At 70.1% G+C, this 26625-nt stretch carries 21 protein-coding genes; 7 read left to right on the top strand and 14 right to left on the bottom strand.

The window, feature by feature from the left end:
- Positions 1-19: 19 nt before the first annotated feature.
- From KV097_RS02415 to KV097_RS02390, 6 genes are all read right to left on the bottom strand, one after another.
- Positions 20-418, bottom strand: a complete 399-nt coding sequence (locus KV097_RS02415; RefSeq protein ID WP_220341965.1) for a phage holin family protein — start codon at positions 416-418, stop codon at positions 20-22.
- A gap of 44 nt (positions 419-462) precedes the next feature.
- Positions 463-747, bottom strand: coding sequence for a DUF3017 domain-containing protein (locus tag KV097_RS02410; protein ID WP_220341966.1), 285 nt, complete (start codon positions 745-747; stop codon positions 463-465).
- A complete protein-coding gene (locus tag KV097_RS02405; protein WP_220341967.1) occupies positions 744-1604 on the bottom strand; it encodes a bifunctional methylenetetrahydrofolate dehydrogenase/methenyltetrahydrofolate cyclohydrolase in 861 nt (286 codons plus the stop codon). Before KV097_RS02405 ends, KV097_RS02410 begins: the two co-directional genes overlap by 4 nt.
- A gap of 94 nt (positions 1605-1698) precedes the next feature.
- Entirely contained in the window at positions 1699-3285 is a 1587-nt protein-coding gene (gene purH, locus KV097_RS02400) for a bifunctional phosphoribosylaminoimidazolecarboxamide formyltransferase/IMP cyclohydrolase (RefSeq protein ID WP_220364975.1), read from the bottom strand.
- Entirely contained in the window at positions 3282-3869 is a 588-nt protein-coding gene (purN, locus tag KV097_RS02395; protein WP_220341969.1) for a phosphoribosylglycinamide formyltransferase, read from the bottom strand. Before purN ends, purH begins: the two co-directional genes overlap by 4 nt.
- 19 nt (positions 3870-3888) lie before the next feature.
- The gene (locus tag KV097_RS02390; protein ID WP_220364974.1) at positions 3889-5142 is read right to left on the bottom strand and encodes a DUF6350 family protein; all 1254 of its coding nucleotides are present in this window, start codon (positions 5140-5142) and stop codon (positions 3889-3891) included.
- A gap of 114 nt (positions 5143-5256) precedes the next feature.
- On the opposite strand from KV097_RS02390, the gene KV097_RS02385 reads away from it, so the two are divergent.
- Complete coding sequence (locus tag KV097_RS02385; RefSeq protein ID WP_220364973.1) at positions 5257-7128, top strand: sensor domain-containing protein; 1872 nt, start codon at positions 5257-5259, stop codon at positions 7126-7128.
- Positions 7129-7150: 22 nt separating this feature from the next.
- On the opposite strand, the gene KV097_RS02380 is transcribed toward KV097_RS02385, so the two are convergent.
- Entirely contained in the window at positions 7151-8119 is a 969-nt protein-coding gene (locus tag KV097_RS02380; RefSeq protein ID WP_220364972.1) for an NAD(P)/FAD-dependent oxidoreductase, read from the bottom strand.
- Between the two features lie 57 nt (positions 8120-8176).
- On the opposite strand from KV097_RS02380, the gene KV097_RS02375 reads away from it, so the two are divergent.
- Positions 8177-8614, top strand: coding sequence for a MerR family transcriptional regulator (locus KV097_RS02375; protein ID WP_220341973.1), 438 nt, complete (start codon positions 8177-8179; stop codon positions 8612-8614).
- Between the two features lie 82 nt (positions 8615-8696).
- On the opposite strand, the gene sucD is transcribed toward KV097_RS02375, so the two are convergent.
- Positions 8697-9590: a succinate--CoA ligase subunit alpha gene (sucD, locus tag KV097_RS02370; protein ID WP_220341974.1), complete on the bottom strand. Its 894-nt coding sequence runs from the start codon at positions 9588-9590 to the stop codon at positions 8697-8699.
- 14 nt (positions 9591-9604) lie between these two features.
- Positions 9605-10768, bottom strand: coding sequence for an ADP-forming succinate--CoA ligase subunit beta (gene sucC / locus KV097_RS02365; RefSeq protein WP_220341975.1), 1164 nt, complete (start codon positions 10766-10768; stop codon positions 9605-9607).
- 106 nt (positions 10769-10874) lie between these two features.
- Between sucC and KV097_RS02360 the strand changes: the two genes are divergently transcribed.
- Both KV097_RS02360 and KV097_RS19620 read left to right on the top strand, forming a co-directional pair.
- On the top strand, positions 10875-11768 hold the full coding sequence (locus tag KV097_RS02360; RefSeq protein WP_220364971.1) for an alpha/beta fold hydrolase: 894 nt from the start codon (positions 10875-10877) through the stop codon (positions 11766-11768).
- Between the two features lie 167 nt (positions 11769-11935).
- The gene (locus KV097_RS19620; protein WP_220364970.1) at positions 11936-13285 is read left to right on the top strand and encodes a peptidoglycan DD-metalloendopeptidase family protein; all 1350 of its coding nucleotides are present in this window, start codon (positions 11936-11938) and stop codon (positions 13283-13285) included.
- 363 nt (positions 13286-13648) lie between these two features.
- On the opposite strand, the gene pcrA is transcribed toward KV097_RS19620, so the two are convergent.
- Positions 13649-16066, bottom strand: coding sequence for a DNA helicase PcrA (gene pcrA / locus KV097_RS02350; protein ID WP_220364969.1), 2418 nt, complete (start codon positions 16064-16066; stop codon positions 13649-13651).
- Positions 16067-16196: 130 nt separating this feature from the next.
- Here pcrA and KV097_RS02345 point away from each other — a divergent pair, with 130 nt between their 5' ends.
- Positions 16197-16556: a GntR family transcriptional regulator gene (locus KV097_RS02345; protein ID WP_220341979.1), complete on the top strand. Its 360-nt coding sequence runs from the start codon at positions 16197-16199 to the stop codon at positions 16554-16556.
- A gap of 18 nt (positions 16557-16574) precedes the next feature.
- Here the strand turns inward: KV097_RS02345 and KV097_RS02340 are convergent, their stop codons facing one another.
- Both KV097_RS02340 and zwf read right to left on the bottom strand, forming a co-directional pair.
- A complete protein-coding gene (locus KV097_RS02340) occupies positions 16575-18971 on the bottom strand; it encodes an excinuclease ABC subunit UvrA (RefSeq protein ID WP_220364968.1) in 2397 nt (798 codons plus the stop codon).
- A 64-nt stretch (positions 18972-19035) separates the two neighbouring features.
- Entirely contained in the window at positions 19036-20502 is a 1467-nt protein-coding gene (gene zwf / locus KV097_RS02335; protein ID WP_220341981.1) for a glucose-6-phosphate dehydrogenase, read from the bottom strand.
- Positions 20503-20668: 166 nt separating this feature from the next.
- On the opposite strand from zwf, the gene KV097_RS02330 reads away from it, so the two are divergent.
- Both KV097_RS02330 and KV097_RS02325 read left to right on the top strand, forming a co-directional pair.
- Complete coding sequence (locus tag KV097_RS02330; protein ID WP_220364967.1) at positions 20669-21760, top strand: ferredoxin reductase; 1092 nt, start codon at positions 20669-20671, stop codon at positions 21758-21760.
- Between the two features lie 10 nt (positions 21761-21770).
- Positions 21771-23057, top strand: a complete 1287-nt coding sequence (locus KV097_RS02325) for a fatty acid desaturase (RefSeq protein ID WP_220345289.1) — start codon at positions 21771-21773, stop codon at positions 23055-23057.
- 64 nt (positions 23058-23121) lie between these two features.
- Here the strand turns inward: KV097_RS02325 and KV097_RS02320 are convergent, their stop codons facing one another.
- Together KV097_RS02320 and KV097_RS02315 are read right to left on the bottom strand one after the other, a co-directional pair.
- Positions 23122-25227, bottom strand: coding sequence for a copper-translocating P-type ATPase (locus tag KV097_RS02320; protein WP_220364966.1), 2106 nt, complete (start codon positions 25225-25227; stop codon positions 23122-23124).
- An 18-nt stretch (positions 25228-25245) separates the two neighbouring features.
- Positions 25246-26583, bottom strand: a complete 1338-nt coding sequence (locus KV097_RS02315) for a protealysin inhibitor emfourin (protein ID WP_220364965.1) — start codon at positions 26581-26583, stop codon at positions 25246-25248.
- Between the last annotated feature and the right edge of the window lie 42 nt (positions 26584-26625).

Here is a 26625-nt window from a genome sequence, read left to right as displayed (position 1 = left end):
CGGGGCTTTCGTCGTCCCGTCAGCGCGGTCTGCCGGCGGCCCTGTCGTCGCGGCGGCGCTTGAGGAAGATCATCGGCAGGAAGAATGCGGCGAGCGCCGTCACCAGCCACACGATCAGTGCCGCAAGAACCCAGGTCGTGACCCCGGAGATCGACAGTCCGTCGGTCGCCACCCGGGCGATGATCAGCGCGACCAGGGTCGAGACCAGCCCGATGCCGCCAAGGAAGGCCGGCGCGTTGCGCGCCGCGACCGTCGTGACGAACGGCGACAAGATCACCTGAGCGAGGGTGAACACCACGACCGCCGTCGCGAATCCGCTCGCCTCGACGTCCATCTCGGGCAGCGCCCAGGTCGCGACGAGGATGCCGACCGCGCTCGACCCCAGCGCGATGGCGGCATTGATGAGCAGCCGGATCATGGCCGCAGCCTAGCGGCGACCGACCTCGCGTCGAGGTTTCGTGCTCAGGAGCCGATCCCGGGGGGTACGACGAAGGCGAGCGTGACGAGCCCGGATCCCAGGAACAGCATCCACGCGGTGTCGAAGACCCGGCCCCGCACCCGAAGGAGCCCGGTGCGGGGCTCGGGGAGAACGGCGCGCACGGCGCCACCGAGGACGAGCGCGCCGCCGAGCAGGATGATGCCCTGCCGCCACGCTCCGAAGGCCACGAGAGCCAGACCCACGACGACGGCCACGACCAGCGCGGCGTACATCTGCGTGCCCGCTGTGAGACCCTCCCGTCGGCTCATGCCACGCCGGCTGCGCGTTCGGAGGCCTCCACCACGTTCTGGAGGAGCATCGCCCGGGTCATCGGTCCGACACCGCCGGGGTTGGGCGAGACCCACCCGGCCACCTCGGCGACGCCCGCGTCGACGTCACCGGCGATCTTGCCCTCCGCGTCACGGCTCACGCCGACGTCCAGCACCGCCGCCCCCGGCTTGACCATGTCGGCGGTGACGATCGACGGCACACCCGCCGCCGCGACGACGATGTCGGCGCGCCGCACCTCGGCGGCGAGGTCGCGGGTGCCTGTGTGGCACAACGTGACGGTGGCGTTCTCGGAGCGTCGCGTCAGCAGGAGCCCGAGCGGGCGTCCGACGGTGACGCCGCGTCCGACCACGACGACGTGGGCGCCGGCGATCTCGACGCCACCCCAGCGCAGGAGCTCCACGATCCCGCGTGGCGTGCAGGGGAGCGGGGCGGGCTCGTTGAGCACCAGCCACCCGAGGTTGGTCGGCTGGAGCCCGTCGGCGTCCTTCGCCGGATCGATCCGTCCGATGACGGCGTTCTCGTCGATGCCCTTGGGCAGCGGCAGCTGCACGATGTATCCCGTGCACGCGGGGTCGGCGTTGAGCGTGTCGACCGCGGCGAGCACCTCGGCCTGCGTGGCGGTCGCGGGCAGGTCGACCCGGATGGACTCGATGCCCACCTGCAGGGAGTCCCGGTGCTTGCCGGCGACGTAGATCTGGCTGCCGGGGTCGTCTCCGACCAGCAGCGTGCCCAGCCCCGGTCGTACACCGCGCTTCGCGAGGGCGGTGACCCGCTCGGTGAGGTCGGCCTTGATCGCCGAGGCCGCTGCTTTGCCGTCGAGAATCTGTGCGCTCACCCGAGAAGTCTCGCATGCAAGACTTCGTGCGGGCCCCCTCGCCTCGGAACCCTCGGAGTCGGGCCGTACGCGCTCTGACGCACGGCCCGACGCGTCAGTGGAAGAAGTGACGCGACCCGGTGACGTACATGGTGATCCCGGCGGCGTTCGCCGCCGCGATCACCTCCTCGTCACGGACCGAGCCGCCTGGCTGCACCACCGCACGGACCCCGCCGCCGATGAGGACCTGCAGCCCGTCCGCGAACGGGAAGAACGCGTCCGAGGCAGCGACCGCGCCGCTCGCCCGCTGCTCACCGGCGCGCTCGACGGCGAGCCTGCAGGAGTCGACACGGTTCACCTGGCCCATCCCGACGCCGACGGCCGCGCGGTCCTTCGCGAGCAGGATGGCGTTGGACTTCACCGTGCGGCACGCCTTCCACGCGAACGCCAGGTCGGCGAGCGTCGCGTCGTCGGCGGGCTCACCCGCGACGAGGGTCCAGGCCGCCGGGTCGTCGCCGGGTGCGTCGACGTGATCGCGGGCCTGCATCAGCGCACCGCCCGAGATCAGACGCAGCTCGATCCGCTGAGCGTGCTCGTCCAGCGGGGCGACCAGGATGCGGATGTTCTTCTTGCGGGTCAGCACCTCGACCGCGCGCGGCTCGAACTCGGGCGCCACGATGACCTCGGTGAACACCTCGGCGACCTTCTCGGCCATCTCGACCGTCACCGGCCGGTTCGCCGCGATCACGCCCCCGTACGCGGACAGGGGGTCGGTCGCGTGGGCCTTCGTGTACGCGTCGAGCACGTCGTCGCCGACCGCGATGCCACACGGGTTGGCGTGCTTGATGATCGCGACCGCGGGCTCGTCGAAGTCGTTCGCGGCCCTGCGCGCCGCGTCGGCGTCGACGTAGTTGTTGTAGGACATCTCCTTGCCGTGGAGCTGGGTCGCGTTCGCGATCCCCGGCCGCTCACCGTGATAGAGCGCCGCAGCCTGGTGCGGGTTCTCGCCGTAGCGCAGCACCGTCGAGAGCCCCCAGTCGCCACCGATCCACGCCGGGAACTGCTGCTCGGGCTGCGGCGCGTAGACGTTCTCGAACCACGACGCGACCGCGATGTCGTACGACGCGGTGTGGGTGAACGCCTCGGCGGCCAGCCGCGCGCGCTGGGCCAGCGTGAAACCCCCGCCGCGGACGGCGTCGAGCAGGGCGTCGTAGCGTCGCGGATCGACCACGACGGCGACCGACGGGTGGTTCTTGGCCGCCGCGCGGACCATCGACGGGCCGCCGATGTCGATCTGCTCCACCACGTCGTCAGGCGCGGCGCCCGAGGCCACCGTCTGCCGGAAGGGGTAGAGGTTGCTGACCACCAGGTCGAACGGCTCGATCTCGAGGTCGGTGAGCTGCTCGACGTGGCTGTCGAGCCGGAGGTCGGCGAGGATTCCCGCGTGGAGGCGCGGGTGCAGCGTCTTGACCCGGCCGTCGAGGGTCTCGGGGAAGCCGGTCACCTCTTCGACCCGCCTCACCGGCACGCCTGCCTCGGCGATGCGCTCGGCCGTCGACCCGGTCGAGACGATCTCGACCCCCTCGGCATGGAGGCTGCTGGCGAGCGCCTCGAGCCCCGTCTTGTCATAGACCGAGATCAGGGCCCGCTTGATCGCGCGCCTGCCGTCGTCCTGACGTGCGCCGTACGCGTCATCGCTCATCCGATGGTGACCTTTCTTCCGGCGATGGTCCAGCCTCCGCGGACCATCGCTCCGACGGCGTCGACGAGCTGACGACGCTCTGCTTCCTTGATCCGCTCGGTGAGCGTGTCTTCGGTGTCCTCGTCGAGGACCGGGACGGCGACCTGGGCGATGATCGGCCCGGTGTCGACGCCGTCGTCGACGAAGAACAGGGTGGCGCCCGCGACCTTGACCCCGTACGCGAGGGCGTCGCGCGGTCCGTGGATCCCCACGAAGCTCGGCAGCAGCGAGTTGTGGGTGTTGACGTAGCGATCGGCGAAGGCGGCGAGGAACTGCGCGCCCACCAGCTTGAGGAAGCCCGCCGACACGACGAGGTCAGGCTCGTACGAAGCCACGCTCGCGGTCAGGGCGGCGTCCCAGGCAGCCCGGTCCTCGTGGTCGCGGAGCCGGTGGACGAACGTGGCCGCACCGGCACGCTCCGCGCGGGCGAGCCCTTCGATCCCGTCGCGGTCGGCGCCCACCGCGACGACCTCGGCACCGTAGGCCGGGTCGCGGGATGCGTCGATCAGGGCCTGCAGGTTGCTGCCGGACCCGGAGACCAGCACGACGAGCCGTGCCGGACGGTCAGTCGACGGGGGTGGAGTCCGGCGTGTCTGGGACCGCGGAGGCGGCGTCGTCTGCTCCACGGCGCCCACGATAGTGCGCCGCGGCCGCGCCGACCGCGCCACCCACGGCGAGGACGACGATCGACAGCGGCACCGCGAGGCCGACGTCGGGACCGGTGTGGCCCAGCCGTCCTGGTCCGATGGCGCCGCCGGACAGGAGCAGGCCGACCGCGACGGCCGAGCCGGCGAGCGCACCCGACCCGGCACCCGCGGTGAGGACTGTACGAAGGGTGCCGACCCTCGCCCCGTCCGGTCGCGGGGCCACGGTGGAGTATCCGGCGACCGCACCGGCCAGCAGGGGCACCACGGCGAGGACCACCAGCCATGCCGGACGCGGACCGACCGGCGGCAGCGCAGCCAGGACCGGCAGGGCGGGAACGGCTCCCAGACCGCTGGAGGTGAGCGTCACCGAGGTGCCCGTACCCACGGCGTACCCGGGGCCGAGGAGGGCAGCGGCGTTCCACAGGACGAGGTTGGGCAGGACGAGCAGGCACACGAGGAGCAGCCCCACGCCGCCGAGGACACCAGGGTTCAAGCCGCTCCAGAGTGCGCCCGCGGCATCGAGGCGCACCACGAGGCCGCCGATGACGAGCAGCGCCGCCACGGCGAGCACCACGGCCGCGCCGAGCATCGCGCCCCGCAGCGCAGCCCGCCCGAGCACGGGCAGCGCCAGGTACTGGCGACGGGCGACTCCCGTCCCCTGGGCGCACCCGGTCGTCCCGCACAGCGCGCCCAGGAGGAAGCCCGCGAACGCGGCCCGCAGCGGCTCGACCTGCACCGCCGCCAAGGCCGACCACCACGCCACGAGGACGAGCACCACCGCGTACGCCGTCCCGCACGCCAGGCCGGCGATCACCGCCTCCCGCACCGAGGACGACACCCCGTACGCGGCGGCGAGCCGCGACACCGCGCCGTGCAGGAGCACCACGACGAGGGCGAGGAGGCCCAGAGGGATCGCGTTGATCACCGTGCTCCCGACCGCGACGCCCGTCCCGTGGGCGGCGAGCCAGCCGATCGCGCCGCCGCGCAGCGCTCCTCCGGCCGTCCCTCCCTCGCCGGAGAGCCAGACCACGACGGTCAGGCCACCGCAGAGCAGGAGGCCGATGGCGGCGGCGAGGAGGGCGCCGGTCGCGCCGGCCGCCCAACCAGGCCGCCCGACGCTGACGAGGCGTCCACGAACAGGGCCCGGTGCTGATCTCAAGGTCTCGGTCATCATCACCATCGTCCCTGTAGCCTGGGTCGCCGGGACGGAGGCACGCCGGACGCGCTGCCAGGGGGACCGCCCAAAAGACCGAGCACCTCACCCCGACGTTGGGAGATCCGAGTCATGCCGAAGGTGGAAGAGTTCGACACCTTCTACGACTCCACCAGCCGCTACGTGACCCACCTCACGTACGCCGAGAGCGGTGACCGCACGCTCACCGAAGAGGCGGTCGCCGAGGCGTACGGGAAGGCGTGGCAGAGCTGGGGCAAGCAGCGGACCCGCGACCCTCTCGCGTTCGTGCGCGGCGAGGCGTTCCGCCACGCACGCGTGGCCCGCGGCACCCGGCCGTGGCGCCGCCGGAACGAGGACGACAGCGACGTCGCCCTGATCGAGGCGCTGCAGGGACTCGGCAACCGCACCCGCCGGCTCATCATCCTCCAGACCCTGGGCGAGCTCGACCTGTCCTCCGCCGCCCGTGACCTCGCGATGACCGACACTGACGCCGTCACCGAGACCCAGCAGGCGGTCACCGAGCTCGAGCAGGCCCTGGGCCAGAGCATCGGGCAGGTCGAGAGCCGCCTCCTCGGACTGTCGGAGATCTCCGAGCGCATCCCCCTCCAACGCCCCGCCAGCATCCGCGGCAAGGCGCGCAAGCGCAGCCGCCGCCGCACCCTCGGCTCCGTCGCGGCGGCGACCGCGGCGGTGGTGGCCGCCGGGTTCGCCGTCGCGCCGACCGCTCCGCTGAGCCCCGCCCACGCACAGGAGCGCAACCGCGTCGGCGAGCGCATGGTCGAGCCGGCGCGACCCGGCGACGCGGTCACAGCGCGCTCGCTGCTCAACGCGATCGAGGTCGGCCGGATCAACCCCAAGCGCGACTGGACCACGGTCACGACGGTCGCGGACGAGTCGGTGGTGGACGACGAGGGTGAAGCCTCGGCAGAGCCCGCCGGCGAGGACGTCCGTGACACGAGTGACGACCCGCTGACCTCCTGCGCCCCGCGACGCTTCGCCACCGACCGGCCCGCCAAGACCTATCTCCGTGAGTTCGAGGCGTACGGCCAGCCGGAGCAGGCGGTGCACGTCCTCGAGGTCGCGCGCGACACCCAAGGTGCGGAGCAGGCGTTCAAGCGTCGGCTCCAGTGGTACGCCGACTGCGCGGTGCCGCGGGTCCAGATCACCTCCAGCAGCGCGACCGTGGCCGGGGCGGCGTCGCCGGTGACGATCCTGCGGCTCCAGGAGCTCACGTCTCCCACCAGGACGCTCACCATCGGTCTGATGCAGACCGGCGTCGTCAACACGATGCTGATGCACCGCGCCGACGGCTCGGCCGCCCCGTCGATGGCGGCGTTCGGCCAGACGCTCGTCGAGGGCATGCGGCTCGCGTGCGCCGCGTCGGGCGGTCCCTGCACGACGTCGACGAAGGTCGTCGGGGCACCGCTGCCCCGGACGTCGTCCAACCCCGGCTTCCTCGCCGCCGTCGACCTGCCTCCGGTGGGTGCCCAGTCGCAGCCGTGGGCGGGCACCGAGCCCAAGGCACCCAGCGACAACCCCGCCGCCACCATGTGCGACCGCGCCAACTTCCTCTCGCGCGGCGTCGTCAAGGCGCGTGGTCGGATGTACGTCGTCCCGAACGACAAGGCTGCGCCGCGAACCTTCGGTATCGGCCAGTCGATCGCCACCTTCCGGACGCCGGCTCGAGCACGCGCCTTCGTCAAGAGCCTCGAGAAGCGCATCGCGAAGTGCGAGGACCGCAACCAGGCGGCCACGATCTCCGCCGGCAAGCCGATCCGTGGCGCCGGCTACACCGGCAAGACCTGGCGGATGTCGTTCGAGACCGGCCGCAAGTCGGTGATCAGCTATCGCCTCGCGCTCGTCGTCCGGGGCGCCACGGTCACCGAGGTCGCGCAGTCGGGCAACAAGCGGGCCGACCTGAGCGCCGGGCAGTTCTCCCAGATTGCCGATCGCGCCGGCCAGCGCCTCGCCCACTGGCGCTGACCGGCGTCGAGCCGCGTTCCCGCTAGGCCATGGCGGGCACGGGGTCGGCGATGGCCGCGTCCACGAGATCCTGGTCGACAGCCGTGGCGGCCAGCAGTCCCGCCGAGATGGCCGTGACGACCGAGGCCAGCGGCATCGGCAACGAGGCGAGGTGCGCGAGGTCACCGGCGGCATAGATCCCGTCGCGACTCGTGCGACCCAGCTCGTCGGTCCGGATGCAGCCCGACGGCAGCATGTCCAGGCCCAGCTGCTCGGCGAACGGCGCGGCCTGGGCGAAGGAACCCGTGGTGACGAACATCCCGCCGATCTCCTCGGCCGGCCCGTCGGCGAACGACACCACCGCCCCGTCGCCGCGACGCTGGACGCCGGAGATCGGCTCCTCCCGCACGTGCACCCCGTTCCTCGCGAGGAGCTCACGGGTCTCCCCCTCGAGGTCCTCGCCGTCGGCGAGCACCGTGATGCGGTCGGCGATCCGCGCGAGCAGCATGCTCACACGGCCTGCGTGGGGACCGCTTCCGAGGATGGCGACGTGGCGCCCCTTGAGCTCGTACCCGTGGCAGTAGGGGCACTGGGCGACGATGTCGCCCCACAGCTCCGCCAGCCCTGGGGTGTCGGGCAGCGTGTCACGCAGCCCGGTGGCGAGGATGACGTTCTTCGCGCGCACGCGCAGCGAACCACCGTCGGGCGCCGCACCCACGCGAACGCTAAAGACATCTCCCTCGGGGACGACTTCCGTCACCTTCGCCTCGCACGTCTCCACCGTGTCGTACGCGGCGAGCTCCGCGCGAGCCGCCGTACGGAAGTCCTCGGGCGAGGTCCCGTCGCGGGTAACGGCGTTGTGCATGTGCCGCGCCGAGGCGTTGCGGTACTCGCTGGAGTCGAACGCGACCACGTCACGCCGCATCCTGCCCAACGTCAACGCGGCCTGGAGTCCTGCCGGGCCTCCGCCGATCACGACGGCGTCGTAGGTCTTGTCCGGTGCGATGGTCATGGTGTCCTCTCATGCTCTGGGTTGATCGAGGTACCCAGCATGTGACTTCATGTCAACATGAAGTCAACCTCCGACGAAGTGACCTGGTCCGTGGGCGACCTGGCGGCCAGGTTCGACCTCCCGACGAACGTCCTCCGGCACTGGGAGTCGGTCGGCCTGCTCGCGCCAGGCCGAGACGCGGGCGGCAGACGCCGTTATGACGACAGCGACGTCGTCCGTGTCGCCGTCATCCTGCGCAGCAAGGCCGCGGGCATGTCCCTCGACCAGATCCGAGTACTCCTGGACGCGCAGTGGGCCGGACGGCACAGCGTCCTCGAGGCGCACATCGCCGACCTGGACCGGCGGATGGCCGAGATGGTCCGGTCACGCGAGATGACCGCCCACGCGCTGGAGTGCCGGGCGCACGACATCACCTCGTGCCCGAACTTCCGGTCCACCCTCGACGACGTCCTCCAGGGCGGCGAGTGGAACGCCGAGGGCCCGGACCACACGTGATGCCGTACGCAGAGGCGCCCCGACCGGAAACCCGGTCGGGGCGCCTCGTACGTGCCGCGCTGGCGCGGCCGTCGGGCCTGCGTCAGAGAGCCTTGAGGATCTCGCGCATGAGCTCGGCGGTCTCGGACGGCGTCTTGCCGACCTTGACACCGGCGGCCTCGAGGGCCTCCTTCTTGGCCTCGGCGGTGCCCGAGGAGCCCGAGACGATGGCGCCGGCGTGGCCCATCGTCTTGCCCTCCGGGGCAGTGAAGCCTGCCACGTAGCCGACGACCGGCTTGGTGACGTGCTCCTTGATGTACGCCGCGGCCCGCTCCTCGGCGTCGCCACCGATCTCGCCGATCATCACGATCGCCAGGGTCTCGGGGTCGTTCTCGAACGCCTCGAGCGCGTCGATGTGCGTCGTCCCGACGATCGGGTCGCCGCCGATGCCGATGGCGGTCGAGAAGCCGTGGTCCGACAGCTCGTACATCATCTGGTACGTCAGCGTGCCCGACTTCGACACGAGGCCGACCGGGCCCTTGCCCGCGATCGTGTGCGGAGTGATGCCGGCCAGCGACTCGCCCGGCGTGATGATGCCCGGGCAGTTCGGCCCGATCATCCGAGTCTGCTTGCCCTCGAGGTACGACCAGACCTCGGCCGTGTCCTGGACCGGCACACCCTCGGTGATGACGACCAGCAGACCGATGCCCGCGTCGATCGCCTCGACGCAGGCGTCCTTGGTGAAGGCCGGCGGCACGAACACGACCGACACGTCGGCGCCGGTCTCGGCCATCGCCTCCTTGACGGTCCCAAAGACGGGCAGCTCGACCTCAGCGCCGCCCTTCTTGTGGGTCACCGTGGTGCCCGCCTTGCGGGCGTTCACACCTCCGACGATGTTCGACCCGGCGTCGATCATCAGCGCGGTGTGCTTGGCACCCATCCCGCCGGTGATGCCCTGGACGATGATCTTGGAGTCTTTGTTCAGGTAGATCGACATGTCCTCGACCCCTCTCAGGCGTTCGCCAGCTCGGCGGCCTTGTCGGCCGCGCCGTCCATGGTGTCGACCAGGGTGACCAGCGGGTGGTTGCGCTGGTCGAGGATCTGCCGACCGAGCTCGACGTTGTTGCCGTCGAGGCGGACGACGAGCGGCTTGGTTGCCGCGTCGCCGAGCAGATCGAGTGCACCCACGATGCCGTTGGCGACCTCGTCACAGGCGGTGATGCCGCCGAAGACGTTGACGAACACCGACCGGACGTCGGGGTCGCCGAGGATCACGTCGAGACCGTTCGCCATCACCTCGGCGTTCGCGCCGCCGCCGATGTCGAGGAAGTTCGCGGGCTTCACGCCGCCGTGCTTCTCACCGGCGTACGCGACGACGTCCAGGGTCGACATGACCAGGCCCGCACCGTTGCCGATGATCCCCACCTGGCCGTCGAGCTTGACGTAGTTGAGGTTGAGCGCCTTGGCCTTCGCCTCGAGCGGGTTCTCCGCGCTCTTGTCGACGAAGGTCTCGTGATCGGGGTGGCGGAAGTCGGCGTTGTCGTCGAGCGAGACCTTGCCGTCGAGCGCCTCGAGCTTGTCGCCGGCCAGACGCGCGAGCGGGTTGACCTCGACCAGAGTGGCGTCCTCCTCGACGAAGACCTTCCACAGCGCCTCGATCAGCGTCACGGCCTGCTCGAAGATCGGCTCGGGGAAGGCGGCCTCGGTCGCGATCGCGCGGGCCGTCGCCTCGTCGACGCCGGTGCCCGGGTCGATCGGGATCTGCTTGACGGCGTCGGGGTTGGTCTTCGCGACCTCCTCGATCTCGACACCTCCCTCGACCGACGCGATGCAGAGGTACTGCCGGTTGGCACGGTCGAGCAGGAAGGAGAAGTAGTACTCGTCCTCGATGCTGGCGGCGGGCGCGACCAGGACACGGTTGACCGTCAGGCCCTTGATCTCCATGCCGAGGATGTCGCTGGCGCGGTCGAAGGCCTCCTGCGGCGTCTTGGCGAGCTTGACGCCGCCGGCCTTTCCGCGGCCACCGGCCTTGACCTGGGCCTTGACGACGACTGCGCCACCCAGGTCTTCGGCGCCCTTGCGCGCCTCTTCAGGGGTGTTCGCCACGACGCCGAGCGTCACGGGAACCCCATGCTTGGCGAAGAGCTCCTTCGCTTGGTACTCCATCAGATCCACGGTGATGCCGTCCTTTTGGTACAGGTGCGCTGCCGTACAACCTTCGCGACTTTAGCCCCGTGAGCCTCGTCACAACCGGACGGGGTGCGCGGACTAGGATCCGCGCATGGCAGGTGACAGCGCTCCTCTCAGTGTGCCTTCTGCAGGCGTGACGCTCGCCGTGCACCGGTCGGGCACCCGTACGGGACCCACCGTCGTCCTCTTGCACGGCTACCCCGACGACCACCACGTCTGGGACCGGGTGGTGCCCCTGCTCGACGATCACGACGTCGTGACCTACGACGCCCGCGGCGCCGGAGAGTCCTCGGCACCGAGCGCCCGAGCGGGTTATCGGGTGGAGCGGCTGGTCGACGACCTCGTCGCCGTCCTCGACGCCGTCCGCCCCGACGGCGGCGCCGTGCATCTCGTCGGTCACGACTGGGGCTCGGTGCAGCTGTGGGCCGCGGTGTTCGCCGCGGGCGACGACCCCCGACTTCGCGGACGGATCGCGTCGTTCGTGTCCATCAGCGGGCCGGACCTGCGGCTGTACGGCGCGTACCTCCGTACCTCCGCGCGCGAACACCGCTGGCGGCGCCTCGCGGGACAGCTCGCGAAGTCGTCCTACATCCTCGCGTTCCAAGTGCCCGTCATCCCCGAGCTCGTCGTACGCGCGGCACCAGATCGAGTGCGACAGGCACTGGCGCGCTCGCAAGGGCTCGAGGAGGACCACTGGGCGGACTCGTTCGGGACGACGGCGGCCAACGGGCTCAACCTCTATCGCGCCAACGCCTTCCGGTCGGCGTCGTCACCGCTCCCCGAGCCGACGGACATCCCGGTGACGCTGGTGATCCCGGTTGAGGACGACTTCCTCTCGCCGTTCTTGTACGACGGGCTGTCGCACTACGTACGGCACCTGTCCCGGCACGAGGTCAGCGCCGGTCACTGGGTGCCCTGGACCCGGCCGGAGGCGGTCGCCTCCACGGTGCGGGAGACGGTGTCGGCGGCGCCCGGCACGAACTGAGATCGAGGTCATAGACGGCCGTTCCTCCCCCGCCACGACAGGGATCCAGAGGCTGACCTTGACCAGTCGCCCAAGATGCAGGACAGTGGTCCGGTTGTCACTCTTCGGTAACGGGGGCGCTTCCGTTAGGGTCAACATCCAGGCAGTCCACAGTGGAGGTTGAGTACGTGACGTCGCGCCCCGCGCCCAAGCGCCGCGCCGAGAAGCCCAAGAGGGGCATCTCGCGACCGTCAGACTCCACCACCCCCAACGCCTCCGCCGCCACGAGCGGACGCAGGGTCGCAGGCCGTACGGCCTCCCCCGCCGGCGAGGCGACGCGATCTCCCCAGATCCACCCGACGCCGCTTCCCGCGTCGGCCGTCGAGACCACGCTCATCCGGACCGAGATCACCGCGGTCCGCACCGAGGTTGCCCCCCAGGCCGAGGTCAGCCGCCCGCAGCCTGCGCTTCCTCAGCTCCCGAGCGCGATCGACTCCTCTGCCGGCTCGTCCGCGACGCCCCCCGCGCGTGACCAACCTTCCGCACCGGGCCGCCGGGCCCGGCGTTCCGAGCCCGAGGTCGCGCAGAGCGCCCCACGTGAGAGCGCCCCGCGTGAGAGCGCCCCGCGTGAGAGCGCCCCGACCGGCTCCACTACTGCGTCGTCCTACCGCGGCAAGCGCGCCGCAGAGCTCCCCCCGATCCCGGCCGAGTCCACGGCCACGATCGATGCGGTCTCCGAGCACACCACGATCACCGAGCGACGCTCCGGCGAGATGCGCACCGCTCGCCGTGCCACTCCTCCTGGCTCCCGCTCCGCCCACACGCGCACCCGTCGCTTCCCCGGGCTCCCGACGCCGGCTGTGATCGGTGCCGCAGCCCTGGTGGTTGCCGGTTTCGGCGCGGTGGCCATGTCGTCGGCCAAGCCGCCGGTCATGGAGACCGCCGACTTCAAGGCGCTGTCCGCCGACGTCTCGGGTGGCGCGGCCGCCAAGCGGTACGACCCCAACAACGTCGACGTGACCCGTGACTTCGACCGGGCGTTGATCGCCAAGCAGGCGGAGCAGCAGGCCGCTCAGCGCAGCACCGCTCTCTCGCAGCTGGCCGACAAGACAGAGGCCCGCTCGCAGGAGATCAAGAAGAAGCAGTGGGTCCTCCCGCTGACGGGCTACCGCCTGACCGCACGCTTCGGCCAGTCCAGCTCGCTCTGGTCGACGACCCACACCGGGCTCGACTTCGCGGCCCCCTCAGGCACGCCGCTGGTCGCGATCGCCCGCGGCACGGTGACCAGCACCGGCTTCGACGGGGCGTACGGCAACAAGACCGTGCTGACCCTCGAGGACGGCACCCAGATCTGGTACTGCCACCAGTCGTCGGTCAAGGCCAGCGTGGGCGACTCGGTCGCGCCGGGCAACGTGATCGGCTATGTCGGCTCGACCGGCAACGTGACAGGCCCGCACCTCCACCTCGAGGTCCGGCCCACCCCGGACACGCCGGTCGACCCGATGACCGCCCTGCGCGAACACAACGTCTTCCCCTAACCCGTCGCGGGTCACCCCTGGCCCTCGCGGGTCACCTTCTCGCGCTCGCGGGTCACTCCCTGGCCCTCCCGGGTCAGTGTCTGGCCTTCGCGGGTCAGTGTCTGGCCTTCGCGGGTCACTCTCTAATCGCTCGCGGGTCACCCTCTAGGCCTCGCGGGTCACTCGCCCTACCACTGGCGGGATCACCTCCCCGATCGGTACGGCGGGCGGGGCCGGGCGCCAGAAAGTGACCCACGGAGTCGAGAAAGCGACCCGCGGGCAGCAGGAAGTGACCCGCGAGTGCCAGAAAGTGACCCGCGGGCGGCAGGAAGTGACCCGCGGGCGGCAGGAAGTGACCCGCGAGCGCCAGAAGGTGACCCGGGGTCAGATCTTCTCGACGGGGGCGTAGCGCAGCAGGAGCCGCTTGACGCCCTCGGACCCGAAGTCCACCGACGCTACGGCCCGGTCGCCGGCGCCCTCGACCGCCACCACCGTCCCCAGACCGAACGTGTCGTGTGAGACACGGTCGCCCGGCGACAGGTTCGGAACGTCACGCTTGGCCTTGCTCGCCTTGTCGGCCGTCGCCGAACGCAACGGGGCCGCGGAGGTCCGGCGCGGCAGGTAGCCGCCGGACCACGTGGTCGTGTCGGCCTGGGTGCGCTTCCAGTCGACGAGGTCCTCGGGGATCTCGTCGAGGAAGCGCGACGGCGGGTTGTGCGAGGGCGCGCCCCAGGCGGAGCGTACGAGCGCCCGGGTGACGTAGAGCCGCTGCTCGGCCCGGGTGAGCCCGACGTAGGCGATCCGGCGCTCCTCCTCGAGCTCCTTGGGATCACCCAACGACCGCATGTGCGGGAAGATCGACTCCTCGAGCCCGGTCAGGAACACGACAGGGAACTCCAGCCCCTTGGCCGTGTGCAGCGTCATCAAGGTGACCATGCCGTCGCCGGAGTCCGGGATCGAGTCGGCGTCGGCGACGAGCGAGACGCGCTCGAGGAACGCGGCCACGGAACCCGGCTGCAGGACGTCGTCGTCGGCGGTCTCCGCGTCACCGTCTCCCGCATCGGCGGTGAGCGTCGCGGCGTCGGAGACGAACTCGCGCGCGACGGCCACCAGCTCGGAGAGGTTCTCGACGCGAGCCTCGTCCTGCGGATCGGTGCTGTTCTCGAGCTCATCGAGGTAGCCGGAGCGGGCCAGCGTCGCCTCGAGAACCACGTCGACCGGCTCGCCCGACGCCGCCATCTCCTGCAGGCCGGTGATCGTCTCGACGAAGCCGGCGATCTGCTTGAGCGACCGCGTCGCGATGCCGGGTGCCTCCTCCGCACGCTGCAACGCCTCCCAGAACGTGATGCGGAGACGGTCGGCGTACGCCCCGACCACGGCCTCTGCCCGGTCTCCGATGCCGCGCTTGGGGGTGTTGAGGATGCGACGCAGCGAGACCGCGTCGGCCGGGTTGACCAGCACCCGGAGGTAGGCGATCGCGTCCTTGATCTCCTTGCGCTCGTAGAAGCGCACCCCGCCGACGACCCGGTAGGGCAGGCCGACGCGGATGAAGACCTCCTCGAACACGCGCGACTGTGCGTTGGTCCGATAGAAGACGGCGACATCGCTGGGCTTGGCCAGCCCTTCGTCGGTCAGCCTGTCCACCTCGTCGGCGACGAACTGCGCCTCGGCGTGCTCGTCGTCGGCGACGTAGCCGATGATGGCCTCGCCCTTGCCCTGCGCGGACCACAGGTTCTTTTTCTTGCGGCCCTCGTTGCGGGAGATGACGGCATTGGCCGCGTCGAGGATCGACTGCGTCGAGCGGTAGTTCTGCTCGAGCATGATCGTCGTCGCTGTCGGGAAGTCGGCCTCAAACTCGAGGATGTTGCGGATGTTGGCCCCGCGGAAGGCGTAGATCGACTGATCGGAGTCGCCCACCACCAGCAGGTCGGAGTCGGGCTCGGTGCACAGCTCGCGGATGAGGACGTACTGGGCGTGGTTGGTGTCCTGGTACTCGTCGACGAGCACATGACGGAACCGGCGCCGATAGACGTCGGCGACGTCGGGGAACGCCTGGAACAGGTGAACCGTGGTCATGATGAGGTCGTCGAAGTCCATGGCGTTGGACGCCCGTAGACGCTCTTGGTAGGCCACGTAGGCCGTGGCGTAGGCGCGCTCGGTGTCGTTGTGCGCCTTGGATGACGCCTGCTCGTGGTCGACGAGCTCGTTCTTGAGGTTGGAGACCCAGTTGAGCACTCCACGCGGCGGGAACCGCTTGGGGTCGAGCTCGAGGTCTCGGCAGACCTGGGTCATGAGGCGCTTGGAGTCGGCCGCGTCGTAGATCGTGAACGTCGACGAGTAGCCGAAGCGCTGGGCCTCCTTGCGGAGGATGCGTACGCAGGCCGAGTGGAACGTCGACACCCACATCAGCCGCGCGCGCCCGCCGACGAGGTCGGCGACGCGCTCGCGCATCTCGGCAGCGGCCTTGTTGGTGAAGGTGATCGCGAGGATCGACCCCGGGTGGACGTGGTGCTGCGAGATCATCCAGGCGATGCGCCGCGTCAGGACGCGGGTCTTGCCCGAGCCTGCGCCGGCGACGACCAGGAGCGGGCCACCCGCGTGGGTGACGGCCGCGCGCTGCGGGTCGTTGAGCCCCTCGAGCAGCGCGTCTGCCTTCGCCGCGCGGCGCGCCTCGATCTCCTCGTCGCTCGGACCGTCGTGGCCGCCTCCGCCAGGGCTGCCGAGAGAGGGGGTCGTACGGGCGTCGCCGGGTCGCGAGCCGCCCGGCAGGCGGTCTGAGGGCACGGGAAACGGGAGGCTCATCGTGCTCCCCAGCCTACGGGGGCCGACGGACATGATCGCGCCGGGCGTACTGGAACAAGCTCACCCACTGTTCACCAGTGGCGGCCTACTCTTGACAAGGGGGGTCACTGCGAGCTAAGGAGGCGCCGACGTGCGCATCGTCATTGATCCCGACGTGGGTGAACCCCCGTACGAGCAGGTACGCCGCCAGATCGCGTCGCAGGCAGCCGACGGCACGCTGGGTCCGGGGGCACGTATCCCGACAGTGCGTGCGCTCGCCCACGATCTCGGCCTCGCGGTGAACACCGTGGCGAAGGCCTACCGCGCACTGGAGGCCGAAGGCGTCGTCGAGACGCTGGGGCGCCGCGGGACGTTCGTCCGTACGTCGGTGATGACAGCCGACGTCTCACGTGCCGCTGCCGCGGCGGCCGACGCCTACGTCAGCGAGCTTCGCCGCCTGGGCCTGGCTCGCACCGAAGGCGTCAGGATGGTCGAGGACCGCTGGCTCTGACGCCCACCGAGTCTGCGCTCAGACGCCCACGTAGTCCGCGACGTGCTTGCCGGTGAGGGTCGACCGGTCGGCGACGAGATCAGCGGGGGTGCCCTCGAAGACGACCCTGCCTCCGTCGTGGCCTGCTCCCGGACCGAGATCGATGATCCAGTCCGCGTGGGCCATCACGGCCTGGTGGTGCTCGATGACCACCACCGACCTCCCGGAGTCCACCAGCCGGTCGAGCAGCGCGAGCAGTTGCTCGACGTCGGCGAGGTGGAGACCGGTGGTCGGCTCGTCGAGGACGTAGACGTCCCCCTTCTCGGCCATCTGCGCCGCCAGCTTGAGCCGTTGCCGCTCTCCGCCCGACAGGGTCGTCAGCGGCTGCCCGAGGCTGAGGTAGCCGAGCCCGACGTCGACCAGCCGGTGGAGGATCTTGTGCGCAGCCGGTGTCCGTGCGTCACCGTCGCTGAAGAACGCCTCGGCATCGGTCACCGACATCGCCAGCACCTCGGCGATGTTGCGGCCACCGAAGGTGTACTCGAGGACCGATCCCTGGAAGCGCCGGCCCTCGCACTCCTCGCAGGTCGACTCGACGGTCGCCATCACCCCGAGCTCGGTGAAGATCACTCCTGCGCCCTTGCAGGCCGGGCACGCACCCTCCGAGTTGGAGCTGAACAGTGCCGGCTTCACGCCGTTGGCCTTGGCGAAGGCCTTGCGGATCGGCTCCAGCAGACCCGTGTACGTCGCGGGGTTGCTGCGTCGCGAACCCTTGATGGCGCCCTGGTCGACGACGACCACGCCGTCGCGCTCGGCGATCGAGCCGTGGATCAGCGAGCTCTTGCCCGAGCCGGCGACGCCGGTGACGACGCACAGCACGCCCAGCGGCACGTCGACGTCCACGTCTTGCAGGTTGTGCATCGACGCGCCACGGATCTCGAGCGCCGCGGTGGACGTGCGGACCTCCTCCTTGAGCCTCGCGCGGTCGTCGAGGTGGCGCCCGGTGGTCGTGTCGCTCTCCCGGAGACCCTCGATGGTGCCCTCGTAGCAGATCGTGCCCCCGTCGGCCCCCGCGCCGGGACCGAGATCGACCACGTGGTCGGCGATCGCGATCGTCTCGGGCTTGTGCTCGACGACGAGCACGGTGTTGCCCTTGTCGCGCAGCTGGAGGAGCAGCTGGTTCATCCGCTCGATGTCGTGCGGGTGGAGCCCGATGGTGGGCTCGTCGAAGACGTACGTGACGTCGGTGAGGGACGAGCCGAGGTGGCGGATCATCTTGGTCCGCTGCGCCTCGCCGCCCGACAGCGTGCCGGCGGGACGCTCGAGGCTCAGGTATCCCAGGCCGATCTCCTGGAACGCGACGAGCAGGTGCTGGAGGCCGCGGACGAGGGGGGCGACTCCCGGCTCGTCGAGGTCGCGCATCCACGCCGCGAGGTCGCTGATCTGCATCCGGCAGAGGTCGGCGATGTTCTTGCCCCGGATCGTCGAGGAGAGCGCTTCCTTGCTCAGCCGGGTGCCGTCGCAGTCGGGGCAGGTGGTGAACGTGATCGCGCGCTCCACGAATCGACGCACGTGCGGCTGCATGGCGTCGACGTCCTTCGAGAGCATCGACTTCTGGATCTTGGGGATCAGACCCTCGTACGTGAGGTTGATGCCCTCGACCTTGATCTTGGTCGGCTCCGCGTAGAGGAGCTGCTGGAGCTCCTTCTTGGTGAATTTCGCGATCGGCTTGTCCATCGGGATCCCGGCGCCGCTGAAGATGCGGCCGTACCAGCCGTCCATGCTGTATCCCGGGACGGTCAGCGCACCCTCCTCGAGGCTCTTCGACTCGTCGTACAACGCGGTCAGGTCGAAGTCGCTGGTCACTCCCATCCCCTCGCAGCGCGCACACATGCCGCCCTGATAGACCGCACCGCGGACGACCGTCTTCTCCTCCTTGCCGCCCTTCTCGGTCTTCATCACCCCGCTCGCCGTACGGGTCGGGACGTTGAAGGCGAAGGCCGTCGGCGGCCCGATGTGCGGGGTGCCGAGGCGGCTGAAGAGGATCCGCAGCATCGCGTTGGCGTCGGTGGCGGTGCCGACCGTGGAGCGCGGGTTCGCCCCCATGCGCTCCTGATCGACGATGATCGCCGTGGTGAGCCCTTCCAGATGGTCCACCTCGGGACGCGCGAGCGACGGCATGAAGCCCTGGACGAACGCCGAGTACGTCTCGTTGATCATCCGCTGAGACTCCGCGGCGATCGTGGCGAAGACCAGCGAGCTCTTGCCGGAGCCGGAGACCCCGGTGAACGCTGTGAGCCGGCGCTTGGGGATCTCGATGCTCACGTCTTTGAGGTTGTTCTCGCGCGCGCCCTGCACGCGGATCAGGTCGTGGCGGTCCGCCGCGTGGTCGGAGTCGGCCTGGGGAGGAGGAGCGGGGTGGCGGGCGGTGTCCATGGCCGCCACGCTAGCGGCGAGCGAGCTCCCGTCGCTTCTTCATTCCTGACCTCCGAGCGGGCCGTCAGCGCGGCGTCTCCGTGTGCCCATCGTCGTGCGGCTCATCCTTGTGCTCCCGCCACGGGCGCTCGAACGGCAACCGCCAGGCGTTCGGCGCGATCAGCTGGTGGATCGCGTTCGGCCCCCACGAGCCCGGCGGGTAGACCCTGACCGGCGACGGGTGGTCGATGAGCTGTTGCGAGAGACCCCACAGCTGCTCGATGCCGTCGGCGGTTGTAAACAGCGTGTGGTCGCCGCGCATCGCGTCGTAGATGAGCCGCTCGTACGCCTCGAGGGCCGACACCGCGCCGGGGTCCTCGTGGAACGAGAACTGCATGGAGTACTTGTCCATCCGCATGCCGTGCCCGGGCTTCTTGCCGTAGAACGACAGCGACAGCCGCGCGCGGTCCGCGAGGTCGAACGTCAGGTGGTCCGGGCCCTGCGCACCCACACCCGACCCCTCGGGGAACATGCTCTTGGGCGGCTCCCGGAACGCGATCGAGATGATCCGCGCGCCTTCGGCGAGCTTCTTGCCCGTACGGAGGTAGAACGGCACTCCCGCCCACCGCCAGTTGTCGATCCAGCACCGCAGCGCGATGAACGTCTCCGTCTCGGAGTCGTCCGACACGGCCGGCTCCTCGCGGTAGCCCGCGTACTGGCCGCGGACGACGTCGGCGGGCTCGATGGGCAGCATCGACCGGAAGACCTTGTTCTTCTCCTCGGTGATCGCGTGCGGGGTGAGTGCCGTCGGCGGCTCCATGGCGACGAAGCCGAGCACCTGGAAGAGGTGGGTCACGACCATGTCCCGATAGGCGCCGGTCTCCTCGTAGAACCCGATCCGCCCACCGAGCCCCAGTGTCTCCGGCACGTCGATCTGGACGTGTTCGATGTGGTTGCGGTTCCAGATCGGCTCGAAGAGGCCGTTGGCGAAGCGGAACGCGAGGATGTTCTGCGCCGCCTCCTTGCCGAGGAAGTGGTCGATACGAAAGATCTGGTCCTCGCGGAACACCTCGTGGAGCGCCGCGTTCAGACGCCGGGCCGACGCGAGGTCGGTGCCGAAGGGCTTCTCCATGATGATCCGCGAGCGCGGCGCCAGGCCGGCCTCGTCGATCTCGTGCACGACCGACAGCGCGGCCTTGGGCGGAACGCTCAGGTAGTGCAGGACCTGCGGCTCGCCGCTGACCTCGGACTCGGCCTTGCGAACGACGGCGGCAAGCCCGTCTGCGCCCTCGTCACCAGGCGCCCAGCGGAGCATGCCGGCGAACTCGGCCCATGCCTCGTCGGTGGGTGCCGGCGTGCTGAACTCGTCGACCGCGTCACGCGTCAGCGTGCGGAACTTGTCGAGGTCCATGTCGTCGAGCGACGTGCCGACGATCCGGGCGTCCTGGAGCAGGCCGGCCTGCCAGAGGTGGAGCAGCCCTGGCAGCAGCTTGCGCCGTGCCAGGTCCCCCGTCGCCCCGAACAGAACGATGACGTACGACTGCGACTCCATGCGCCTCAGCGTAGTGCGCGCCCGCGGATCTCGATGGTGGAGCGACCGCAACGAGGGGCGACCGGGGAGTCTCGTGACCGCCGTCACAGCCAAGCGGGGTTGCCGACCAACCTACGGTTGCGTAGGTTGTTGGTGCACGGCCGTTCACTGAACCCTCGGAGGCCCCATGGGAATCGTCCGCAAGGCGCTCGCCTCGCGTCCGATCGCTGCCCTGACCTCGCCCCACACCATCGACCACTATCTCGACCAGATCCACCCCATGCTCGTGGTGCAGCACGTCCGCGCCCGGGTCGTCGAGGTGATCCACGAGACCGGTGTCGCCAGCACGGTCGTGCTCCGGCCCAACGGCGTCTGGGAGGGCTTCGCGCCCGGGCAGCACGTCGAGTTCGGCGTGGAGGTCGACGGCAAGCGCCGCGTGCGCGTCTTCTCGGTCTCCAGCTCGGCCCGCCGCAAGGACGGGCTCTTCAGCGTCTCCGTCAAGGCGCACCCGGACGGCTACGTCTCCCAGTACCTGCACCACGAGCTGGCCCCGGGGACCCTGGTGCACCTGTCTCAGGCCGCCGGCGAGTTCGTGCTGCCCGAGACCGTCCCAGAGGACCTGCTGCTGCTCTCCGGCGGCAGCGGGATCACACCCGTCATGTCGATGCTGCGGACGCTCCGCGACGACGGCCACACGGGGCGCGTCACCTTCCTCCACTACGCCCGCAGCCGCGAGGACGAGATGTTCTCCGCCGAGCTCGACGAGCTCGCCGCCTCGTACCACTCGTTGCGCGTGATCCGCGTCTACACCCGTGTCCCCGAGCGCGACGCCGAGCTGACCGGGCGGTTCGACCTCGTCCATCTCAAGCATCTCGACGTCGACCCCACCACCACTCTCACCTACGTGTGCGGGCCTGCCGGGCTCATCGCGTCGGTGCGGGACGCGTACGACGAGATCGGCGCCGCAGCGCAGCTGCGCCAGGAATACTTCAAGGTCCCGACGGTCGATCTCTCCGCAGCAGACGCGACCGGGACCCTCACCTTCGACGACAGCGGCATCGACGCCGCCAACTCCGGCGCGACCATCCTCGAGCAGGCCGAGAAGGCCGGGCTCACGCCCGACTTCGGCTGCCGCATGGGCGTCTGCAACACCTGCGCCATCAAGAAGAACCACGGTGCCGTCCGCCATGTCATCTCGGGCGAGGTCACCGCCAACACCGACGAGACCGTCAAGATCTGCGTCCAGGTCCCCGTCGGCGACGTCAACGTCGCCCTCTGAGAGGTAACCCATGTCCCACTACCGCAAGAAGCGCGCCCCGATCGAGCCGCTCAGCGCCAGCAACCACAACCAGGCGCCCGTCCCCCTCGTCGGCGAGGACGCCTCAACCCGCGCCACCATCGGGCTGGACCTGATGACGTACGAGCAGCTCGAGGAGTTCGGCAAGGAGCTCGACAAGGTGCGCCAGCGCGTCCTGGACGACCTCGGCCAGAAGGACGCCGACTACATCCGCCGCGTGATCAAGGCACAGCGCGTGTGCGACGTCGTCGGCCGCGTCGGCGTCTTCATGCCGTTCTTCCCGCCCGCCTTCGTCGGCGGCATCGCGAGCCTGGGCATCTCCAAGATCCTCGAGAACATGGAGATCGGGCACAACGTGATGCACGGCCAGTACGACTGGATGAACGACCCGGTCGTCGACGGCAAGAAGTACGAGTGGGACAACGTGGCGCCGGCCCAGGACTGGAAGCACGGCCACAACTACATCCACCACACCTACACCAACATCCACGGCATGGACCGGGACATCGGCTACAACCTGTTCCGGATCGACGACGAGCAGCCCTGGTACCCGAGCCACCGGTTCAACCTGCCGCTGGCGTCGCTCCTCATGCTCTTCTTCGAGTGGGGCGTGATGTACCACGGCATCGAGCTGGACGAGTACCTCGGTGGCCGCATGAGCAAGGCTGAGTTCACCGCCCGCAAGAAGCGTGCGCTTCAGAAGGTGCGTCGTCAGGTCGTCAAGGACTACGTCGCCTTCCCGCTCGCCTCGGTCGCGCTCGTGCCGTTCACCGCCTGGTGGGTCCCGCTGGCCGTGCTCGGCGGCAACGTCGCCGCCAACATCATCCGCAACGTGTGGACGTTCATCATCATCTTCTGCGGGCACTTCCCCGCCGAGGTGGAGACGTTCACCGAGGAGGAGGCCCAGAACGAGACGCGCGGCCAGTGGTACCTCCGCCAGCTGCTCGGCTCGGCGAACATCACCGGCTCCAAGCTCTTCCACGTGATGTCGGGCAACCTGTCCTACCAGATCGAGCACCACCTCTTCCCCGACATCCCGGCGCGCCGCTATCCCGAGGTCGCGAAGGACGTGCGCCGACTCGTCGAGAAGTACAACCTGCACTACAACACCGGTCGTCTCTCGAAGCAGATCGGCAGCGTCGCCCGTCAGCTCGCCGCTCTCGGCAAGAAGCCGTCCGACCCGTACAAGGTCGGCAACTCGCCGGAGTCGAAGGCGCTGCGTCGCGAGAAGCGCGAGGCCGAGAAGGCCGCACGCGAGGCGCTGGCAACGGCCGCCTGACCGTACGGCTCGTGCTGAGCGACGATGCGTTCCGACCACACGCTGGTCGGAACGCATCGTCGTCTCAGGCGACGTCTCGTACGACGACGTCGGGACGGAGGTCGAGGCGGCGGAGCAGCTGCGCGTTGAGGGCGACGACCACCGTGGACGCCGACATCAGGATCGCTCCGACCGACATCGGGAGCACGAAGCCGACCGGCGCCAGGACACCCGCAGCGAGCGGCACCGAGATCAGGTTGTAGCCCGCGGCCCACCAGAGGTTCTGCTTCATCTTGCGGTACGTCGCCCGCGACAGCGCGATCACCGAGAGAACCGAGCGCGGGTCGGAGCTCGCCAGGATGACGCCGGCAGAGGCGATCGCGACGTCGGTGCCGGCGCCGATCGCGATCCCGACGTCGGCCTGGGCGAGTGCCGGTGCGTCGTTGACGCCGTCGCCGACCATCGCGACCTTGAGTCCCTCTCCTTGCAGCTCGGAGACTTTGGCAGCCTTGTCCTCGGGGCGGACACCGGCGTAGACGCGGTCGATGCCCAGCTCGTCGGCGACCGCCCGCGCCACCGCCTCGGCGTCACCGGTGATCATCACGACCTGCACCCCGATCGCGTGCAGGGCGTCCACGGCCTGCCTCGACTCCTCGCGCACCTCGTCAGCGAGCGCGAGCGCACCCGCCACCTCCCCGTCGACGACGACGTGGAGGATGATCGCGCCCCTCGTCCGCCACGCCTCGGCCACACCGAGCTCGCGCCCGCCTTCCTGCTCGAGGAGCGTGGGCCCTCCGACCTGCACCCGCCTGCCGTCGACCACCGCGGTCACGCCCACGGCCGGCGACGAGCTGAACCCGCCCGAGACGCCCACCGTCAGACCCCGGCCGCGAGCAGCGGCCGTGATCGCCCTCGCGAGCGGGTGCTCGCTGTCGGACTCCGCCGCGGCGGCGAGCGCGAGCACCTCGTCCGGGCTGCACCCGCCGATGGTCTCGACGGCCGTCACGGTGGGCTCGCCCTTGGTCAGGGTGCCGGTCTTGTCGAACAGCACCGCGTCGACGGTGCGCATGCTCTCGAGGGCGAGCCGGTCCTTGACGAGGACGCCGCCGCGGGCCGCGCGCTCGGTCGCGATGGACACGACCAGCGGAATGGCGAGCCCGAGGGCGTGCGGACAGGCGATGACCAGGACCGTGATGGTGCGGACGACCGCCTCGTCGGGCTCACCGATCAGTGACCACACCAGTGCCGTGATCAGAGCAGCACCCAGCGCGAACCAGAACAGCCACGCGGCAGCGGTGTCGGCGAGGCGCTGGGCTCGCGACGACGAGCTTTGCGCCTCGGTGACCAGCCGTTGGATGCCCGCGAGCGCGGTCTGGTCGCCGACGGCGGTGACCTCGATCCGCAGACCGGAGTCGGTGGCAACCGTCCCCGCGACCACGGGATCCCCGACGCCGCGCGGGACCGGCCGCGACTCCCCCGTCACCATCGACTCGTCGATGTCGGCGGCGCCCTCCACGATGCGTCCGTCCGCGGGGACGCTGCCACCGGGGCGTACGACGACCAGGTCGCCGACCCGCAGCCGGGACGGCGCGACGGTCACGATCTGGTCGCCCTCGACACGCTCTGCCTCGTCCGGCAGGAGCGCCGCCAGCGAGTCGAGCGCGGAGGTCGTCTGCGCGAGCGAGCGCATCTCGATCCAGTGACCGAGCAGCATGATGACGATCAGCAGCGCGAGCTCCCACCAGAAGTCGAGCTGGTGGTGGAGGATCCCGAGACTCGCACCCCACGACGACACGAACGCGACGGTGATCGCGAGCCCGATGAGCAGCATCATGCCCGGCTGGCGTGCACGGATCTCGCTCACGGCGCCGCTCAGGAACGGCTGGCCGCCCCAGGCGTACATCACGGTGCCGATCAGCGGAGAGACCCAGCCGACCCAGGTCGCGTCAGGAAGGTCGTAGCCGACGATGTCCGCGAACATGCCGGAGAAGCCCACGACGGGCACGGCGATGACGAGCATGATCCAGAACAGACGACGGAACTGACCGACGTGGTCGCCGTGGCCCGCGTGCCCCTCGCCCGCCATCTCGTGACCCTCGTGGCCCGCCATGTCCGGGTCGTGGGCGTGACCTGCGTGTCTGCCGTGCACGTGTTGCGTGGGCATCCCCGGCCCGTGGTGATGGCCGCTCATGCCACCGACAGTATACCCCTAGGGGGTATCTGCCAACCGGCCGAGAACCAACGTGGCCACCCGCTCGAGCTCGGGAGTGAGCGCGCTCTCCGGGACCGTCACCTGCTGGTCGCCGTACGTGAACGTGTAGGTGAACCGGTCGGCGCCCCGCGGATCGGCGTCGCGGATGGGCAGCGCCGTGAAGTTGACCTGCTGGAGAATCGACGCCACTTCGGCCCCGAGAGGCCCCTCGTCGGCGTCGACCGCGGCCTCGCGCACCACGCCGGTGAAGCCGCCCGTGCGCGACACCACGATCCGCCCCGAGCGACGGGCCGGAGCGCCCGCATCCGCGGCATCGAGACCCGGGGTGACACCGACCTCCTCCCACGCCGCGCTCACGGCGTCGGCCTCCTCCTCGCCGTAGAGGTCCCCCGCCGCGGCGACCGTCGCGGCAGCGAACTCGCCGAACCCGCTGTCACGTCCGACCGCGTCCCCGGTCAGCGCGGCGTACCAAATCCTCCCGGTGCGCTCCCACGTGTAGCCGCCCAGGCGCAGCGCCGCGAGGGTGAACGCCTTGTTGGGGATGCCGGAGTTGATGTGCACGCCACCGTTGTCGGCCGTGGTCTCGACGTAGTCGCGCATGGACCCGACCTGCGGGTCCCTGCCCAGCAGCGGGTCGTCGTACGCCGTGCCGGGCTCGCGCATCGAGCGGAGCGCGACGGCGTTGATGCTCGGCTTGAAGAGGCCCTCGCCGATCAACCAGTCGGCCTGCTCGGCGGTCTGGTCGAACTGGCGCTGGAGCGCCATGGCCGCGAAGCAGTCGGACACCGACTCGTTGAGCGCACCGGACTGACCCGAGTAGCGCAGGTCCGCGGTGAACTGCGTGACGCCGTGGGTGAACTCGTGGAAGAGCACGTCAGGCGGTTTGGTGAACCGCTCGAACACCTCGCCGTCTCCGTCACCGAACACCAGCTGGTCACCGTCCCAGAAGGCGTTGTCGTAGGCCCGCCCGAAGTGGACCGTGACGGTGACGGTGCTGCCTGCGTCATCGATGCCACTGCGTCCGTAGACGGTGGAGAACAGCTCGTGCACGATGCCGGTGCTGTCGTACGCCTCGTCGACCGCCTGGTCTCCCGTCGGCGGGTCGGCGTCACCGCGGACCTTGTCGCCCGGCAGGCTCGTCCCACCCCCGGCGCTGTAGATCGTCTTGGTCCCGTCCGCGTCGGGCGGCTGCGCGACCGACGGTGACGTCGTCGCGCGCCGCTCCCTCAGCCGCTCGTCGAGCCCACGGGTGCGGCCGAACAAGTCGACGGCGTGGCCGTGGCCGACATCGGCGAGCCGGTCGAGGAGGTACGGCGGCACGAACTGGCATCTCATGCGTCTTGTCTACCGTGCCGCACCGACACCGGCGACACGGTT

This window comes from Mumia sp. zg.B17, assembly GCF_019550915.1.
In the GTDB taxonomy this organism is placed as follows: domain Bacteria; phylum Actinomycetota; class Actinomycetes; order Propionibacteriales; family Nocardioidaceae; genus Mumia.
The sequence above is the reverse complement of the archived record's forward strand: the minus strand, read 5'-3'. Positions and strand labels throughout refer to the sequence as shown.